Below are 17,205 nucleotides of genomic sequence, written 5' to 3' on the forward strand. Positions count from 1 at the left end.
TGACTAGGGCGCATATCCCCCTAGTTTTTTTGTGCCTTGATCTAGGGAAAAAAGGTGAATTTTTATGCTATAATGAAAGATGGTATGAATTCGAAAGTAATATAGTGAGGGATTAGAAATATGGCAAGTTATACGCCCATGATACAGCAATATTTAAAGATCAAGGCAGATTACCAAGATGCCTTTTTATTTTTTCGCTTAGGCGATTTTTATGAAATGTTTTTTGATGATGCAAAAGAAGCAGCACAAGAATTAGAAATTACGTTAACAAGCAGGGATGGCGGCACGATTCCAATGTGTGGTGTTCCATATCATTCTGCGTCTGCATACATAGAACAACTGATTGAAAAAGGCTATAAAGTCGCCATTTGTGAGCAGGTGGAAGACCCTAAAACGGCAAAAGGTGTGGTCAAAAGAGAGGTCGTTCAACTGATTACACCAGGTACGGTCATGGACGGCAAAGGACTGAATGAAAACGAAAATAACTTTATCGCGTCTGTTTCCAGCTTTCAAAATGGCTACGGTCTTGCGCTTTCCGATTTATCAACAGGTGAAAACATGGCGGCTTTCATTGAACGGTTAGATGAAGTTGTGTCTGAAATTTATTCTGTCGGTGCAAAAGAGATTGTGGTATCAAAGCAGCTTGATGAAGAAACGGTGAAAACCCTGAAGGAACGCTGCCAAGCGACCATCTCATACGAAGATAGCGCTGAATTAATAGATGAAGCTGAACGACTCGTTGCTCATCTTGACGAACATCTGAAAATAGCATTTTTAACACTCTATGCATACTTAAGAAGAACGCAAAAAAGGAGTCTTGATCATCTTCAGCAAGTTCAAGTGTTTCAGCTTGAACAAACGATGAAAATTGATCTTTACTCAAAAAGAAACCTTGAATTAACAGAAACCATCCGTTCAAAAAGCAAGAAGGGTTCTTTATTATGGCTCTTAGATGAAACAAAAACGGCAATGGGCGGAAGATTGCTGAAGCAATGGATTGATCGTCCGCTCATCCGCCTTTCACAAATCAAAGAACGCCAGGAAATGGTGCAAATTTTGATGGAACATTTCTTTGAGCGAGAGGATCTGCGAGAACGTTTAAAGCAAGTGTATGATCTTGAACGTCTAGCAGGCCGTGTGGCATTTGGAAATGTGAATGCCCGAGATCTTATTCAATTGAAAGAATCTCTCAAGCAAGTGCCGGCTATTAAAGAGCTTGTCCATTCTCTCCCGGAGGAAATGGCGAAATCTAGAGCAAATGACATTGACCCATGCGGTGATTTACTTAATTTATTAGAAGATGCTCTTTATGAGAATCCGCCGATGACGTTAAAAGAAGGCAATTTGATTAAAGATGGCTACAATGCAAAATTAGATGAATATCGTGATGCGAGCCGAAACGGGAAAGATTGGATCGCTCGTCTTGAACAGCAAGAAAGAGAATATACAGGCATTCGATCGTTGAAAGTCGGCTTTAATAAAGTGTTTGGCTACTATATCGAAGTGACCCGTGCAAATACGCATTTATTAGAAGAAGGCCGTTATGAAAGAAAACAAACCCTTGCCAATGCAGAGCGGTATATTACACCTGAATTGAAAGAAAAAGAAGCCCTTATTCTTGAGGCGGAATCAAATATTAGTGAATTGGAATATGAACTATTTTCTGCGCTTCGGGAACAAGTAAAAGCCTATATTCCTAGATTACAGTTGCTTGCAAAACAAATGAGTGAGCTTGATGCGCTGCAATGCTTTGCCACTGTGAGTGAAAAACGGCGTTATGTTCGCCCTGAATTTTCATCAGATGAAGTGGAAGTCATTGATGGTCGTCATCCTGTTGTTGAAAAAGTGATGGATCATCAAGAGTATGTGCCGAATGACTGCCAAATGGGCAAAGGGAGACAAACCTTGCTCATTACTGGTCCGAATATGTCAGGGAAAAGCACATATATGAGACAAATGGCATTGATCTCGATTCTTGCGCAAATTGGCTGTTTTGTGCCAGCATCAAAGGCAACCCTTCCGATTTTTGATCAAATCTTTACACGTATTGGGGCAGCAGATGATTTGATTTCTGGTCAAAGTACTTTTATGGTAGAGATGCTTGAAGCAAAAAATGCGATGGTACATGCGACAAAGAACAGTTTGATTTTATTTGATGAAATTGGACGCGGGACAAGCACTTATGATGGAATGGCTCTTGCACAGGCAATCATTGAATTTGTGCATGATCATATTGGTGCCAAAACCCTTTTCTCCACTCATTATCATGAACTGACGGTACTGGAATCCCAATTAAGCGAACTGAAAAATGTCCACGTACGAGCAGAAGAACATGAAGGGACAGTTGTTTTCTTACATCAAATCAAAGAAGGAGCAGCGGATAAAAGCTACGGCATCCATGTAGCGCAGCTTGCTGAACTGCCTGATGCGATCATTGATCGAGCCCAGACCATCTTAACGGAGCTTGAGAGCGGATCACATGAAGTGATTCCGAGCGTCTCTAAAGCCCCGAAAAAAGAAATGGCTGAGGAAAAACAGCAGCTTTCTTTCTTTGAAGTGGAAGAAAAACCGCAAACAAAACCTGTTCTGAAAAACAAAGATCAAGCAGTGATCGAAGAATTGAAGTCATTTAATTTAATGGATATGACACCGCTTGAAGCGATGACAAAGCTATATGAATTGCAAAAGAAATTATAATGTAAAGTGAGGTGAGCAAGAAATGGCAAAGATTATTCAGTTATCCGATGACCTATCAAATAAAATTGCAGCTGGTGAAGTGGTCGAACGCCCGGCTTCTGTTGTGAAGGAGCTCGTGGAAAATGCGATCGATGCTAGTAGTACTGTCATTGAAATCGATGTAGAAGAAGCAGGACTTTCTTCTATTAGAATTATTGATAATGGGGTGGGAATCGATGCTGAAGATTGTAAGCTCGCCTTTCAGCGTCATGCGACGAGTAAAATCAAAGATGAAAATGATCTGTTTCGTGTCAGGACGCTCGGTTTCAGGGGGGAGGCGCTGCCAAGTATTGCCTCCGTCTCTCACTTAGAAATGAAGACAAGTACCGGTGAAGGTGCTGGAACACACTTAGCTCTCCAAGGCGGGAAGATCATTTCGGAGAAAAAAACCACTGGCCGTCGCGGCACCGAAATTGTGGTCACCAATTTATTTTATAATACGCCAGCCCGTCTAAAATACATGAAAACTGTTCATACGGAGCTTGGCAACATTTCTGATGTTGTGAACCGAATTGCACTTGCTCATCCAGAAGTGTCGATTCGTTTGCGACATCAAGGAAAAGTGCTGCTTCAAACAAATGGAAACGGAGATGTGCGGCATGTGCTTGCGGCCATTTATGGAACGGCAGTGGCCAAAAAAATGCTGCCACTACATGTACAATCACTTGATTTTGAAGTAAAAGGCTATATTTCCTTACCAGAAGTGACAAGGGCATCACGTAATTATATGTCTTCTGTTGTCAACGGCAGATATGTCAAGCATTTCCCGCTGGTGAAAGCCATTCATGAAGGATACCATACACTCCTCCCGATCGGACGCCATCCGATTACATTTATTGAGATGAAGATGGACCCCATTTTAGTCGATGTGAACGTACATCCTTCTAAACTTGAAGTCAGACTAAGTAAAGAGCAGGAACTTCATGAATTGATCAAACAAGGGATTAAGGACGTCTTTCAAAAACAGCAGCTCATTCCAAGTGCTTCAGTGCCAAAAAAAGCACCAATGCCAGCAGTGAAAAATGAGCAGCAGTCTTTATCTTTTGATTCTAAACAAACAATGAAAAGCCGAATGGAAACACCGGTTTCCTATGAGCCGGACTCGCTCGAATCGGCTGTATACGAGACCAGTCAGAACGACACATACGGGATGCGTGAACCGGAAAGTACGGAAGCGACTTTACCAGCATCGTCTGAAGAAACGTTTGACCATGTATATGTAGAGGAATCTGCAGCTTCGCATGAACAACATGACGAAGTGATACTGGAAGACAGTGCAGCCCAGCATCAGGCTGAAAGTGAACGTGTCCCTGTGATGTATCCGATTGGACAAATGCACGGAACGTATATTTTGGCTCAAAATGAACGCGGTCTTTATATCATCGATCAGCACGCTGCCCAAGAGCGAATCAAGTATGAGTACTTTCGTGAAAAGGTAGGAGACATTGAACAGGAAGTGCAAGAAATGCTTGTTCCATTAACCTTTCACTACTCAAAAAACGATATGTTGATTATTGAAGAGCATATCGATATTTTAGCAAAAGTAGGGGTCTTCTTAGAGCCATTCGGATCAGGCAGCTATATCGTTCGATCGCATCCGCAGTGGTTTCCTAAAGGAGAAGAGGCTGAACTCATCGAAGAAATCATTCAGCAAGTACTTGATGAAAAGCGTGTGGATATCAAGAAACTGAGAGAAGAAGCGGCGATCATGATGAGCTGTAAAGGCTCGATTAAAGCAAATCGTCATTTGCGTCACGATGAAATCAAAGCCTTATTAGATGAACTCCGGCAAACACAAGACCCATTTACATGTCCGCATGGCCGGCCGATTATGATTCATCATTCCACATACGAAATGGAAAAAATGTTTAAACGGGTCATGTAGCAAGGTTTGAGATGGTGGGTGAATCGGTTTGCCCACCAATTAATTTTTCAATCCGATAGTTTGGTTCGTGTTTTTGGTATGTGAAGATAAACACCCGCTGTCATGTTGTAAGGATAACCCCTTTCCTCAAATGGATAGGGGGTTTTGTTATTTGGTTATACGATTAGGTGAAGCGTGATATGATTTTAAAAAGGAGGGAATATGATGACATTCAAAAAAGCGTTCAATATAGGTTACTTTGTTTTGCTTTTATCTTTTTTTGTCGTATATTTTTTGCTTCCAGTCGATCAACTATTTACCGCAATGATGATCCTAACCTTACTATTTGGCGTATATCAATTTGTGATTTTTAAAAAATTAAAAGAGCAAAAATAACAATAAAAACGCCATATATGGGTTTGCCAACTAAATGATGACAGACCATCATGAGATATGGTGTAACAATCATATAAAATGCAGTAAGCACAGCGGCAAGAGCTGTAATAAATGAGAAAAAGCGCTCTAAGAGCGCTTTTTCGTTTAGCATCCGCAAGGATTTGGCGGTGTGACGACAACTGGTCGTTTATTAATATCAATCGTATCCTCTGCATAAAATGTGGAACCAATGCTGATCGCACGATTTTCTGCGCGGAACGTATATGTACCTGCAGCAGGAAGTACTTTATGAGAAAGTTGTAATGTATATTGGGAACTTCCGAATAAATCGAAACGAGCTGGAATGCGAACAGTTTTTCCATTGTTCAAAATGTAACTGTCTTTTAAAGCTTTTCCGTTGATAATATCTTTTGTTGTGGCTTGAAAACCTGCTGGTAAAGTAAATTCAACTGCACCAATACTAAGAACAGAATTTGGACGGTAAGTCAGGTCAATGTCAGAAAAAGACCATTCTTGTTTACTTGCTCCTGTGATTTTTGCATAAAGTGCAGCTGGTCGTGCATTTGTTGAAGCTTTGCCTTCCTCTGTTTTAGCCCCTTCAGCTGATGCGGCTAGCGGTACTGAGAGTGCCATGACCAATGTCAGCATCCCCATCATAATGATTGTCCATGTTTTCTTCATTTCTTCCTTCCCCCTTGGTTGATTATAGGTAAATAATAGATGATTACATCCATTATTTACCTATAAGATTACCATATTCATATATGTCATTAAATGGTATTTTATACCCTTATTTTGCTTGTTTTTTAGTAATAACGGGGTAGGAATGCATTTGGTTGGTTCATTCCGTAAGCATTTCCTGTCATATGATGATTTGCCGGCATCATCATCTGCATATCATGATAGCCATATGGCTGGTAGGGAGCCATACCATAATTGCCGTAGTGACCGAAGTGATGGTGATCGTTCATCTGTACATTTGAATAGGGTTCATACTGCTTCATAAAAGGGGAATAGGCTGAATGATGATGCGGATGGTGTCCGCTATAAGCATCTTTTTTACCGGTATGATAATGATTTGGCATATTCATAGCGTCATGCATGTTTGGTGCGATCATATGCTCATGATTGGCTGTATACACATTTTCAAACGTGTGATAGGGATTTCCTTGATGGTAATGGTTGGTTTGGTTATTCATATTGTTCATTTTGTATCTCATCCTTTTTTTCAGGTTGCCATATCTTATGAACTGCACCTGTTTCATGAGCCTATCCATATGAAAGAAAAGAACAACATGCAACAAAAAAACCGGCTTTTCAGCCGGGAAAACAAAAGCAGGTGAAGCGTCAAGCACTAAAATGAGAAGCTATGTCTTTTTCTGCGACGCTTCTTACATCTGCTACAGACACTTTTAGGAAAATAATGGGGATCGTAGCTTCTTGACGTATCCCAAAAATCGCTCTCAAACCAATCATCTTTTTTATGATAAGACTTCTTTTTTTCACACGGCTCAATATGGTGATGATCGTCATGCTTTTTATAGCATTTTGAGTGGGAATGTTTGCTCTTGCATTTGCACATTGTCATCCCTCCTAAATGTGACTCAATGCTAGTATATGCAAGAAAGGTGTACGAGGACTGGATGGTGGCGCTCCTTTTGTAAAAAAAGGCTAATTCTTTAAAAACTCAAATAAAAAGAATTGACTAGTGCTAAATTAACATGATAAAATATAAATTTTTATCCTCTGCTGAAATGTGTTATAATGATATTGTGAATACTTTCGGAGGTGGCGGATTTGTTTCAAATAGGTGATAAAATTGTTTATCCAATGCATGGAGCCGGTGTGATTGAAGGAATGGAAGAAAAAGAGATTTTAGGTAAGACGCAGGAATATTTTCTGATTCAAATGCCGAATATGCAGATGATGGTCCCAAAAGGCAGAATCAATCAACTAGGTATACGTCCGGTAGCTGATCAAGCTACGCTGAAAGTTGTGATGAACAATTTTGCAGAAGAAACAAACGACGACACGCTTACTTGGAAGCAAAGATATGATGAAAATCTGAAAAAGCTAAAAACAGGTTCGATTGAAGATGGCGCAGACGTTGTCAAAGATCTGATGAGACGTAATCAGAAAAAAGCCTTAAATTCTAGTGAAAAGAAGATGCTTGAAGATGCACGGGGCATGTTAGTGAGCGAAATTTCACTTGCACAAGGCATGTCGCAAGATGAAGTGCTGACAGCATTAGAGAATGAATTAAGAGTTTAATGCTGGATATACAGAGACTGGCTGTAAACAGAAGGAGATATTCCTTTTGTTTACAGCTTTTTTATTTGAAAAAAGATGAAAATTCCCAATTTTGTAGGTGTTTTTGACTAAAACTAAAATGAGGTCATAGGTTTTAGTTTTTACTTACACATGAACCGTTTTAAAGAAGCCGAAAATACCTAGGGCAACATAAAAAAACAGGTAACTTCTCCTGATTCATGAAAAGGAGCCGGACATTCTTTGAATTCTTTTAGCGATTGATAGTAAAATAATGCGATAAGATGACATCGAAGAGAATGAAAAGGAGCGGTGAAATGAAAAGACTACTCATAAGTGGATTCATCTTTCTCATCCTGTGTGCTCTTTTAATGGTGAAATGCAGCCATTCTATCCAAGAAAATAAAGAGCAAAAACAACATCATGAAGAAGTAGAAAAGTATAAGAAAGAGCGAAAAAAAGGGGATCAATATGAAAGTTTTAAACAGCTTATACGGCATGAAAGAGACGGCTATGAGATAGAGTTTCATGAAAAAGGGGGAAGTGACTTACTTGTCTTTTCTCCTCACGGCGGCGAAATTGAACCAGGAACAAGTGAAATTGTAGAAGCATTTGAAAAGAAGTACTCTACGTATTTATTTGAAGGGACAAAACAAGATAACAATCGTGACTTGCATATCACTAGTACAAAATTCGATGAACCGATTTTGGTTCAAATGATTAAAACATATCCCTTTTCTATATCAATCCACGGCTATAAAAGTGATAGAAGACATACACTTGTGGGCGGGACAAACGAAAAAATGCAAGAAGCGGTTGTGCGAGAACTAAAAGACCGGGGCTTCTCCGCAGAGCTCGTGCAAAAAGGCGAGCGCCTCTCTGGAACGGATCCAAACAACATTAATAATCAAAATGCCAGTGGCGAAAGTGTCCAATTAGAAATTAGTACGGCGCAGAGAAAAGCCTTTTTTGACAACTTTGATACGAGAAAAGGAAAGAAAAAAGCATTTAGTCGCTATGTCAGTGGTTTAAAAGAAGTGCTTAGAGAATTCGACCCTTCTTCGTAGAAAAAAGGTTTTGATGGGCAAAAGTACTCTCTTTAAACTTGGTAAAAAAGATAGAAATGTGCAAAAACAACATAAAATATGAAATAAATGACAATTTGCCTTAAAATCATAAATTATGTAAAATAATAGTTATCAGTTTGATATGATAGAATGGGGCTGAAGTGGATGGCACACAAAATACCATCTTCCGAAGTAGGTGTAAAAATCAATCAATGGTACACACATATTTGCAAATTTGAAGTCGATCAGGCAAACGATATGAAGCGCCTTGTTGAAGAAGACATTCATGAGATGGAAGAAGATCAAGATTTATTACTCTATTATTCTCTCATGGATTTTCGCCATCAAATGATGCTTCAGCACTTAACGCCAGTCCATGCAGGGAATGAATCGCTTCAAGCGGTTTCTTTTCCAAAAGAAATTGAAGAGGCAGAAGATGAGATGACGGGTTTATTGGGCTATTACTTTCATTTTTTCCATGGAATGTATGCATTTATCCAGCACCGGTATATCGAAGCCATTTCCTATTATAAGCATGCGGAACATCAGCTGATCTTAGTGACAGATGAGATCGAAAAAGCGGAATTTTATTATAAAATTGCTGAAGTATACTATCATATGAAACAAACCTATTTTTCTATGCATTATGCGAAAAAAGCGAGAGACATCTATAAGAAACATCAGCTTTATGGAAAAAGAAGCATTCAATGCGATTTTGTGATGGCAGGTAATTGGATTGATGTAAGTCAGCATCAAAAAGCGCTCCCTTATTTAGAAAAAGCTTTAAAAGTGTGTGAAGCAATGGAAAGAAAAGAATGCACATCTTATTTTAAGGCGATGGCCCTCAATAACTTAGGAACTTGTCATTATAGTATGGGAACCTACCATACAGCGACTGTCTTCTTTGAACAAGCCATTTCACTTTATCAAAAAGATCAAGCTGCAATGATGATCAAATCATTGTTTTCACTGGCTCTTACTTGTTTTAAACTCGAAGATATGGAGCGAGCGAGTGAGGCTATAAAGGAAGGCATGAATCAGGCCTCTATATTGGGAGATGAAATTTATCAATTGAAATTCCAATTTTTACAGGCACTCTATATAGAAACAGACAGCTGGGAACAATTGAGGTCAGCCCTTTTGGGACTACGAAACAAAAAAATGTTTGCTGATTTAGAGGAATTGGCACTTGATGCGGCTAATTATTATAAGGAACGCGACATGTACAAGGAATCTTCCACTTTTTTTGAAATTGTGATCGAAGCGCGTACGCACATTCAAAAAGGAGATGAGATGTATGAGAACGAAGCATAACATGTCAGCTGCTCAAGTAGAAGAAAGACTTCACACATAAAAACAGATAAAACAACACCCTTTACGAAAAACGTAAAGGGCTTTTTTATTTATTCTTGGATTGCTTTTTCTGCGTCGATGGCACCTGCTCCGTAAATCATTGGATCCTCTCCAGACCACTTGCTTGTATTTTCTTTTAATAAAGTTTTGACTTCATCAGGAGTTAAATCTGATGAATGCTCTAATAATAGTGCGCAGATACCGGCACAAATGGGTGTCGCCATCGAAGTGCCAGATAATGTCGTATAAACATCATCGACTCTGCTTGATTTATCTAGTTTATCTAGGAATGATCTTGGTGATCTAAGAGAGACGATATTGACTCCTGGTGCGAGGAGGTCGGGCTTTGTTTCACCATAGACCGTTGGACCTCTGCTCGAAAATGGTGCCACGACATCGTCACTTGATTCGGGCGTATTTCGATCATCATAGGCTCCGACTGTAATGACTTTTTGACTCACGGCAGGGCTGGCGATCGTTTGACTGTTAGGGCCGGAGTTCCCAGCAGCAACGCATACGACAATCCCTTGATCCCAAGCCGCATTGACAGCGCGCACCATCGGATCGTCTTGTTCGTCATCATAACGCTGCGCATCGCCGCCAAGTGACATACTGATAATGTGAATTGGGTCGTCAGGATGGTCTTCGTTGAACTGTATGCACCATTCAACACCTTCTATAATAGTAGAAAGTGATCCAGCTCCTTGTTTATTTAACACTTTCACCCCAATGATATTGGCTTTTGGAGCAGGACCTTTGTATAAGCCACCTGAAGCAGCTCCGTCTCCAGCCACATCCCCAGCGCAATGCGTTCCATGACCGTTATCATCATAAGGTTTCGTTTTTTGTTTGACTAAATCTACAAAGTCGCGAATTCTTCCTTCTAAGTCCTGATGTGGGTATACGCCCGTGTCAACGACCGCCACCGTAATGCCTTCGCCAGTTAAGGTCATGCCATTTCGAACGACTTCATCCGCATGACTTGATTGTGTCGCCACATCCAGCAGTGCATGTACCTGTCTGTCTAAATATATTTTGCGAATATGCTCCCCATTCGCTAAGAGTTCCTCTAAAGCAGCAGGGGTAAGATCAGCTGCGCAGCAGTCAATGTGTGAAAAATGTTTTTTGATGTTTGTTTTTCTGCTTTTTTTCAATAGCTGCTTTGTGCTTTGAATACCTGCTTCGACTGCATCTTCTTTAAATTCAATGATGACCCGAAGCTTCTTGCTCTTCTTTAACCTACCTTCAAAAAAACGATGAAGAAAACAAGGTGTCCACTTAAAAGGCTTATAGAGGTGAAGGACGGTCTCTCTTAAAGGTTGATCCAATTTACTAGCATGTGTTCTGACCATTTGTACCATGGAAAATCCAAACATGTGATGCCCTCCATTCTAGCTATCAATTCTCGTACACTCTTACGTTATGAACATGACAGCATCTTCGTTCGGATTCTTGTCCCTTCTTTTGTTCATATTGGCGTCTGACTCATTTCATCCAAAAAGAAAAAGCGTTTACATTTTGTAAAATAATAGAAAAAGGTGGAAATCATATCAAAACTGCCGATGATAGGTGGGAGAGTTCTTCTTAGAGAACCAGTAAAACAGAGGATTCTGCAGAAAAAAGGGGGTTCTAGACAGGGTCAATGCTCATACAAATGTGATTCATTCCAGATGAAAAAAACCAAATCCGCATAAAAAAAAGACGAATTAAAGAAAACAGACTGGGTAGGACTAGGTCATTTTAAACATAACTTCATTTGTTTGTCATACTATTCTAACTCTGTTTTCAATCAGGAAAGGCGTTTCTGTGTATATAAATGCAATTATCTTATTTTTGAGGAATCTCATGATCTAGAGTGTTATGATCAAATTTGAAGAGAAAATGTGGAAAAAATGAAAAGAAATGATGATTCAATATTAATCATAGAAACGGCTTAGAAATCTGTTAAAGGAGAACGGGAATGAAGAAGTTTTTTGCTTTGCTTCTCCTGCTTGTCATCGGATGGGGCGTTTATTATACCATGCAAGCACAGGAACATGATGAGCCAGTGTCATCAGGTGGAGAAGACGAAAGCGGTTCAAATGATATGTATCGCAATTTTAAAGAACTGGAAGAGAATGAATCAACAGATCATTATCAAATCACATCCAATCCAGTGCCCGGCAGCCGTCTTCTAGTGATGTCGCCTCATGGCGGGAGAATCGAAGGCGGCGTTAGTGAGATTGTCCATTTTTTTGATAACGATTTTTCTACGTACTTATTTGAAGGTTTTAGAGAAAATGCATCAGAACTTCATATTACAAGTACAAACTTCGATGAACCAATCGGAGTCGCACAGGCAAAAGCACATGATTATGTATTAGCTGTTCATGGATATAAAGGGGAGCCGGGAATTGACCACACCCTTGTTGGCGGAACAGACTATGACCGTGCTGAAAAAATTGTGAACTCATTAGAGCGCAACGGTTTTTCTGCTGAACTTGCAGTTGCACACGCAACCCTAAGCGGAACGAGCAATCATAATATTAATAATCTTACAAAAACAGGGCAAAGTGTACAGCTTGAGATTAGTAGAAGTCAACGGGAAGCGTTATTTGACAGTTTCGATTTTCGGCAGCGATCGAGTACAAAAAACGAGACGTTCTACCGATATGTCAGGGCGATTCGAACGGTGCTGGATGAAGAATATACGTAAGGATGGTGCACATCTTAAGACAGCAAGGTGAATTCTTGTTACACTATAAAAAGTGATAACAAAAGGAGAGACAGATATGGCGCGTCATCATTTTCATCTTCAGGCAAGCTGGCCTGGTCTGCGTAACGATGTGGGGACAATCGAATGTGCACAGTTAAAGACGGAGATTTCCATTCCAAAAGAAATGGATGGACCGGGTATTGGAACAAATCCAGATGAGATGCTCCTAGGTGCAGCGGCCACATGTTATATCATTACACTTGCAGCCATGATGGAGCGGAGTCAATTAGAGAAAGAGGATCTATCGATGAGCTCTGAGGCAGTTGTCGATGTGACAAACGGTGTGTTTACATATGAGAAAATCATTCACCGTCCTGTCATCATTCTCAAAGAGTCTGCTACTGCACAGGACATAGAACGAGCTCGTAAGCTTGCACATAAAGCTGAAAGCTCATGTATGATCTCTAGAGCTGTGCAAGGGAATGTCCATATTTCTTTAGAAGAAACCATCAAAGCGGGTCATTAAGACAAAAAAGTCATTTTCTCTTGATTAATGGAGAAAATGACTTTTTTTATGACGTCCATTCGGTTTGATCGAATGGTTCTTTCTTTTCTTCCTTTTGTTTTTTGGATTGATTTAAGACAATGACGCCGCATATGACAAGTGCAAGACCAATGAATCCTTTCATATGAATGGTTTCGTTAAATAGTACGAGGCCCACAAGAGCAGTAAGTGCTGTACCGACCCCAGACCAAGTGGCATATGCAGATGACAGCTCAATTGTTTTGAGTGCCAAACTGAGAAAGGTAAAGGCGCACCCAAATCCGATCAGGACCCCCATACTCGGCAGCACCTGTGTAAAACCTTGCGAAAGCTTCAGCATCGTACTGCCAAAAACCTCTGTCAAAATGGCTCCTGTTAAATAAAGCATTCCTTTCATATCACTTCACATCCTTTAAGACATATTTAATAGTACGACCCCTGAAACAAGCATTGCCATTCCAATAAGTGCTTGACGGTTCAAGGTTTCTTTGAAAAAGAGCACGCCAAAAAAAGCCGTGAGGACGGTACCTACCCCAGACCATGTGGCGTAAGACATGCTAAGTGGAATGATATTAAGGGTCAATGACAGCATGTAAAAAGCAAGTGTATAGCCAGCGACAACGACAGCGCTAGGTTTAAAGCGTGTGAAACCATTTGATAGTTTCAGCATCGCTGCCCCAATCGCTTCTGAAAAAATGGCGATAGCCAAAAAAAGATATCCGAGGATCATCATCATCCCTCCTCTAAAATGTGTAAAATCCGATGAAGTAAAAGGGTTTTTTCCTCTCGATTCAATGGTTCAAGCTGAAACATTTCTGAAAACCATATGCCATCACAGGCAAGACGGATCAATTGGCTAAGTGCAGGGTCATTGATTTCCTCGGCTGCTTTTTCTTTAAATTCCGCATAAAAATGACGCCAAGGATTTAATAACGCTTCATCAAATGACATGGTTGCCAGCATACTTGTACATAGCTGTGTGGTGTTTTGTCTATCAAGATCATTTAATGTGGCCAATATATAGGCACGTACATAGGGCGCCTTTTCGTTTTTGTATGTTTCCTGATACGTGTCAAGCTGCTGACGAAAAGAGGCAACCGCATGCTCATTCATTTGCTGGATCAGGTCTTCCTTGCTTGAAAAATGATACAGTAGCCCAGCTTTGGTCATATTTGCATGTTCTGCCACCTGCTGAAGGGTGAGCTGACTCAATCCTTCTTTTAGAATGGTGTGAGCTGCTGCCTCAAAAATTTGTTCTTTTTTCGTTTTAGACATAAAAAAAACACCTACTTTACTGAACGGTCGGTAAAGTAAATGTTAACCTATGAAAAACAAACGTGTCAATCGATTCATTTTATAAGAGGATGTTTTCACTAAATCGTCATATTTAATAATAAGGGTATGGTCCATATGGCGGTGGATAAGGATAACCATAGCCATATCCTGGAGCAAGAAGCGACCCAGCTAGAAGCCCTCCAGCAAAACCACCTAAAAATGGCGGTCCAAAAAATCCAGGTCTCCCATAGCCAAAACCAGGGCGCCCAAAACCAAACCCAGGTCTTCCAAAACCAAATCCAAAAGGTCTTCTCATCTCATCTTGAACAAACGGTGCGTCAAAATAATTCATAAAAAAAGACTCCTTTCACATAAAATCACTGTAACTGACATCAGTGTATTCGAGTGGCCCACTTGTGTTTGGGTGAATGCCTAAAATAAGGAGGAATGTAAAAAATGGGCCTGTATCCGTCTGATTGGGCTAAATGTCCACCTCATGCTCATGCTTATAAAGCGCGAACGGATGTAACCGAAGAACATTATCATTTAATAGAAGGTATTTCTCAGCCTGTGAATGGAAGCAGTACCGACAGACATACTCATTATTACCGGGGGATCACGTCATTTGAAAGAGGGCATTTTCATAGATATTATGGCGTCACTGGACCTGCTATCCCAAGAGTGGACGGGACGCACTACCATGAAATTGAGGAAGTCACGTTTTCTGCCTATACCGATTCTGTCCCGATTCCATACGGGGGAGTCGTTTACAGTCCAGATGAAGAAAGGCCAACGCATAAGCACCGTTTAAAAGGAAAGACATATGAAGTGGTCGGGAATGAACCACTTGGCTGGTGACGGGAGGATATAGGAGAGAAAGAGAAGTTATGCTATACTGTAGGCAGTTTGTAAAAGAGAGTGATGTTATGAAAAAACAACCAGTGATTGTATTAGTAGGTCCGACGGCTGTCGGAAAAACAAAGCTGAGCATTGATATAGCGAAAGCATTTAATGGAGAAATTATCAGCGGGGACTCCATGCAGATCTATAAAGGGATGGATATTGGCACAGCGAAAATCACCCCTGAAGAAATGAATGGCGTACCGCACCATTTAATCGATATTAAACAACCGGATGAATCGTTTTCTACAGCTGAATTTCAGCAGCTTGTCCGCTTAAAAATCAAAGAGATTGCTGCGAGAGGGAAAACGCCCATGATTGTTGGTGGAACTGGGCTATATATTCAGTCTGTTTTATATGATTACACGTTTACTGATGAGAAAAGTGATCCTGCTTTTAGAGAAGAGATGACGCTGTTTAAGCAGCAGCATGGACCGATCAAGCTGTATGAAAAGCTAAAAGAAGCCGATCCTGACGCTGCAAAAGCGATTCATCCGAATAACGTCCGCCGCGTGATCAGGGCGCTTGAAATCATCCATACAACAGGTCAGAAAATGTCTGATATGCAAAACGGGCATCAAGAAGTTCCTCTGTATGACACTGCCTTCATTGGGCTGAAAATGGACCGAGAGCTTTTGTACGAGCGCATTCATCAAAGAATTGATATGATGTTAGATGAAGGCTTAATTGAAGAAGTGAGCGCACTTTATCAATCTGGTTTGAAAGATTGTCAGTCTGTTCAAGCGATTGGTTATAAAGAGTTGTATGCCTATTTTCAAGGCAACTGCTCACTTGATGAAGCCATCCAGCAATTAAAACAAAATTCCCGCAGATATGCGAAGCGTCAGTTTACGTGGTTCCGTAATAAAATGGATGTCACCTGGTTTGATATGACACCACCTTGCCACTTTTCGGACAAAAAAGAGGAAATTTTCGCATATATAGCAGGAAAGCTTGGACTTAAAGCGAAACTGTAGTTATCAGAATCAAGGAGGACGAAACATGAAACCGATTAATATTCAGGACCAATTTTTGAATCAGATCCGCAAAGACAATACATTTGTCACAGTATTTTTACTGAATGGCTTTCAGCTTCGCGGTCAAGTAAAGGGATTTGACAATTTCACGGTGCTGCTTGAGACAGAAGGGAAGCAGCAGCTTATTTATAAACATGCGATTTCAACATTTGCACCTCAAAAAAATGTAAATCTTGAATTAGAATAAACACCCGTTTTCACCAATAGCCCCATGCAGCTGCGAATAAACCGGCCGAAACCCGCTACGTTTTTTGTCAGTGCAGAGGGGCTATTTTGCATGCCATGAAACTTTTCTGTCCAAGTTGCGTATAAATCCTTATTGGACATTTAAAAGGTGAGGGGATTTATATGGAAAATGCAGAGCTTGAATTAAGAAGGATTAGAGTGATCCTTCTTTTGATTGGAATCGTTGTCTTATTTGGATCATGCGCCATCTCGAACATCGAAACGAGACAAGAAAGTTGGCATAACCATTCTGGTGAGCATGATGGGAGCCATGTTGATGGTCTTTTACCATCATCTGTTGCGCTAAAAAATAATCACATTGCTGTTGTAAAAGATGATGAAGTACATGTATACCGGTTTGATGAAAAAGAAGGAGAGCTGACGCTCATTACGACAAAATACATAGATGAATGGGATGAAGATGATGGTGATAGTGAAGACTTTGATGAAGAGTAAGCACGTAAATTTACAAATGAATGTGAAGTCGCTACACTATAAACATGCATCAGACATCTAGACAGAAAAGGATGAGTTCATGACACACAAAATTAAAATTAATCATTGGGAACAAACTTGTGAAGATGACTCCTGTTTCGAATATGGAACAAGTGTTTCTGTAAACGGGAAAGAGTTAGTAAGAGAAGCCTCGATCGTCTCTGCGCTTGAAGCGGTGCTGAAAGAATTAGGTGTTGAAGTGGAAATAACAGAAGTGTCAGAAGATTTACAGTGCGATGCCTACAAAAAATAAAACAAAAAGTCTAGTCTACTAAGCGATTTTTTTTCGTGTTATGATAGATTTCGGTTTCAGTTGAATAGGGAGTAGGGCAGTCTATTTTTAGAACCTG

The 17,205-nt window shown here is 40.3% G+C and carries 20 protein-coding genes; 13 read left to right on the plus strand and 7 right to left on the minus strand.

Annotated features, from left to right (window positions below; all coding sequences use genetic code 11):
• The first annotated feature begins 120 nt into the window (after positions 1-120).
• The 3 genes from mutS to BA79_RS19505 all read left to right on the plus strand — a co-directional run bounded on the left by mutS (position 121) and on the right by BA79_RS19505 (position 4,996).
• On the plus strand, positions 121-2,697 hold the full coding sequence (gene mutS, locus BA79_RS03230; RefSeq protein ID WP_035700820.1) for a DNA mismatch repair protein MutS: 2,577 nt from the start codon (positions 121-123) through the stop codon (positions 2,695-2,697).
• Between the two features lie 22 nt (positions 2,698-2,719).
• Positions 2,720-4,621, plus strand: a complete 1,902-nt coding sequence (gene mutL / locus BA79_RS03235; protein WP_035700822.1) for a DNA mismatch repair endonuclease MutL — start codon at positions 2,720-2,722, stop codon at positions 4,619-4,621.
• 201 nt (positions 4,622-4,822) lie between these two features.
• Complete coding sequence (locus BA79_RS19505) at positions 4,823-4,996, plus strand: hypothetical protein (protein WP_158082758.1); 174 nt, start codon at positions 4,823-4,825, stop codon at positions 4,994-4,996.
• Positions 4,997-5,140: 144 nt separating this feature from the next.
• Here BA79_RS19505 and bslA read toward each other — a convergent pair whose 3' ends face one another.
• Both bslA and BA79_RS03245 read right to left on the minus strand, forming a co-directional pair.
• Positions 5,141-5,677, minus strand: a complete 537-nt coding sequence (bslA, locus tag BA79_RS03240) for a biofilm surface layer hydrophobin BslA (RefSeq protein WP_017359045.1) — start codon at positions 5,675-5,677, stop codon at positions 5,141-5,143.
• A 125-nt stretch (positions 5,678-5,802) separates the two neighbouring features.
• Positions 5,803-6,204, minus strand: coding sequence for a hypothetical protein (locus tag BA79_RS03245; RefSeq protein ID WP_035701075.1), 402 nt, complete (start codon positions 6,202-6,204; stop codon positions 5,803-5,805).
• A 589-nt stretch (positions 6,205-6,793) separates the two neighbouring features.
• On the opposite strand from BA79_RS03245, the gene BA79_RS03255 reads away from it, so the two are divergent.
• From BA79_RS03255 to BA79_RS03265, 3 genes are all read left to right on the plus strand, one after another.
• A complete protein-coding gene (locus BA79_RS03255) occupies positions 6,794-7,267 on the plus strand; it encodes a CarD family transcriptional regulator (RefSeq protein WP_007499456.1) in 474 nt (157 codons plus the stop codon).
• A 314-nt stretch (positions 7,268-7,581) separates the two neighbouring features.
• Positions 7,582-8,331: a poly-gamma-glutamate hydrolase family protein gene (locus BA79_RS03260; RefSeq protein WP_008344021.1), complete on the plus strand. Its 750-nt coding sequence runs from the start codon at positions 7,582-7,584 to the stop codon at positions 8,329-8,331.
• 165 nt (positions 8,332-8,496) lie between these two features.
• Positions 8,497-9,645: a Rap family tetratricopeptide repeat protein gene (locus BA79_RS03265; protein WP_035700830.1), complete on the plus strand. Its 1,149-nt coding sequence runs from the start codon at positions 8,497-8,499 to the stop codon at positions 9,643-9,645.
• 89 nt (positions 9,646-9,734) lie between these two features.
• On the opposite strand, the gene BA79_RS03270 is transcribed toward BA79_RS03265, so the two are convergent.
• Positions 9,735-11,060 carry a S8 family peptidase gene (locus BA79_RS03270; RefSeq protein WP_035700833.1) on the minus strand — a complete coding sequence of 442 codons (1,326 nt, stop codon included), beginning with the start codon at positions 11,058-11,060 and terminating at the stop codon, positions 9,735-9,737.
• 584 nt (positions 11,061-11,644) lie between these two features.
• Between BA79_RS03270 and BA79_RS03275 the strand changes: the two genes are divergently transcribed.
• Together BA79_RS03275 and BA79_RS03280 are read left to right on the plus strand one after the other, a co-directional pair.
• Positions 11,645-12,379, plus strand: coding sequence for a poly-gamma-glutamate hydrolase family protein (locus tag BA79_RS03275; RefSeq protein ID WP_007499447.1), 735 nt, complete (start codon positions 11,645-11,647; stop codon positions 12,377-12,379).
• A 76-nt stretch (positions 12,380-12,455) separates the two neighbouring features.
• Positions 12,456-12,905: an OsmC family protein gene (locus BA79_RS03280; protein WP_035700836.1), complete on the plus strand. Its 450-nt coding sequence runs from the start codon at positions 12,456-12,458 to the stop codon at positions 12,903-12,905.
• 46 nt (positions 12,906-12,951) lie between these two features.
• Here the strand turns inward: BA79_RS03280 and erbB are convergent, their stop codons facing one another.
• The 4 genes from erbB to BA79_RS03300 all read right to left on the minus strand — a co-directional run bounded on the left by erbB (position 12,952) and on the right by BA79_RS03300 (position 14,550).
• Entirely contained in the window at positions 12,952-13,320 is a 369-nt protein-coding gene (gene erbB / locus BA79_RS03285) for an SMR family multidrug efflux transporter EbrB (protein WP_007499443.1), read from the minus strand.
• 15 nt (positions 13,321-13,335) lie between these two features.
• On the minus strand, positions 13,336-13,653 hold the full coding sequence (erbA, locus tag BA79_RS03290) for an SMR family multidrug efflux transporter EbrA (protein WP_017367286.1): 318 nt from the start codon (positions 13,651-13,653) through the stop codon (positions 13,336-13,338).
• A 2-nt stretch (positions 13,654-13,655) separates the two neighbouring features.
• A complete protein-coding gene (locus BA79_RS03295; protein WP_008344015.1) occupies positions 13,656-14,198 on the minus strand; it encodes a TetR/AcrR family transcriptional regulator in 543 nt (180 codons plus the stop codon).
• Positions 14,199-14,310: 112 nt separating this feature from the next.
• Positions 14,311-14,550: a hypothetical protein gene (locus BA79_RS03300; protein WP_035700839.1), complete on the minus strand. Its 240-nt coding sequence runs from the start codon at positions 14,548-14,550 to the stop codon at positions 14,311-14,313.
• Positions 14,551-14,654: 104 nt separating this feature from the next.
• Here BA79_RS03300 and BA79_RS03305 point away from each other — a divergent pair, with 104 nt between their 5' ends.
• The 5 genes from BA79_RS03305 to BA79_RS03325 all read left to right on the plus strand — a co-directional run bounded on the left by BA79_RS03305 (position 14,655) and on the right by BA79_RS03325 (position 17,108).
• A complete protein-coding gene (locus tag BA79_RS03305; protein WP_007499437.1) occupies positions 14,655-15,056 on the plus strand; it encodes a YmaF family protein in 402 nt (133 codons plus the stop codon).
• A gap of 68 nt (positions 15,057-15,124) precedes the next feature.
• A complete protein-coding gene (miaA, locus tag BA79_RS03310; protein WP_017359035.1) occupies positions 15,125-16,075 on the plus strand; it encodes a tRNA (adenosine(37)-N6)-dimethylallyltransferase MiaA in 951 nt (316 codons plus the stop codon).
• A 25-nt stretch (positions 16,076-16,100) separates the two neighbouring features.
• Positions 16,101-16,322, plus strand: coding sequence for an RNA chaperone Hfq (hfq, locus tag BA79_RS03315; protein WP_003211269.1), 222 nt, complete (start codon positions 16,101-16,103; stop codon positions 16,320-16,322).
• 161 nt (positions 16,323-16,483) lie between these two features.
• On the plus strand, positions 16,484-16,816 hold the full coding sequence (locus BA79_RS03320) for a YmzC family protein (RefSeq protein ID WP_025207367.1): 333 nt from the start codon (positions 16,484-16,486) through the stop codon (positions 16,814-16,816).
• A gap of 79 nt (positions 16,817-16,895) precedes the next feature.
• On the plus strand, positions 16,896-17,108 hold the full coding sequence (locus BA79_RS03325; protein ID WP_003212415.1) for a hypothetical protein: 213 nt from the start codon (positions 16,896-16,898) through the stop codon (positions 17,106-17,108).
• Positions 17,109-17,205: the final 97 nt, after the last annotated feature.

The organism is Bacillus altitudinis 41KF2b (genome assembly GCF_000691145.1).
In the GTDB taxonomy this organism is placed as follows: domain Bacteria; phylum Bacillota; class Bacilli; order Bacillales; family Bacillaceae; genus Bacillus; species Bacillus altitudinis.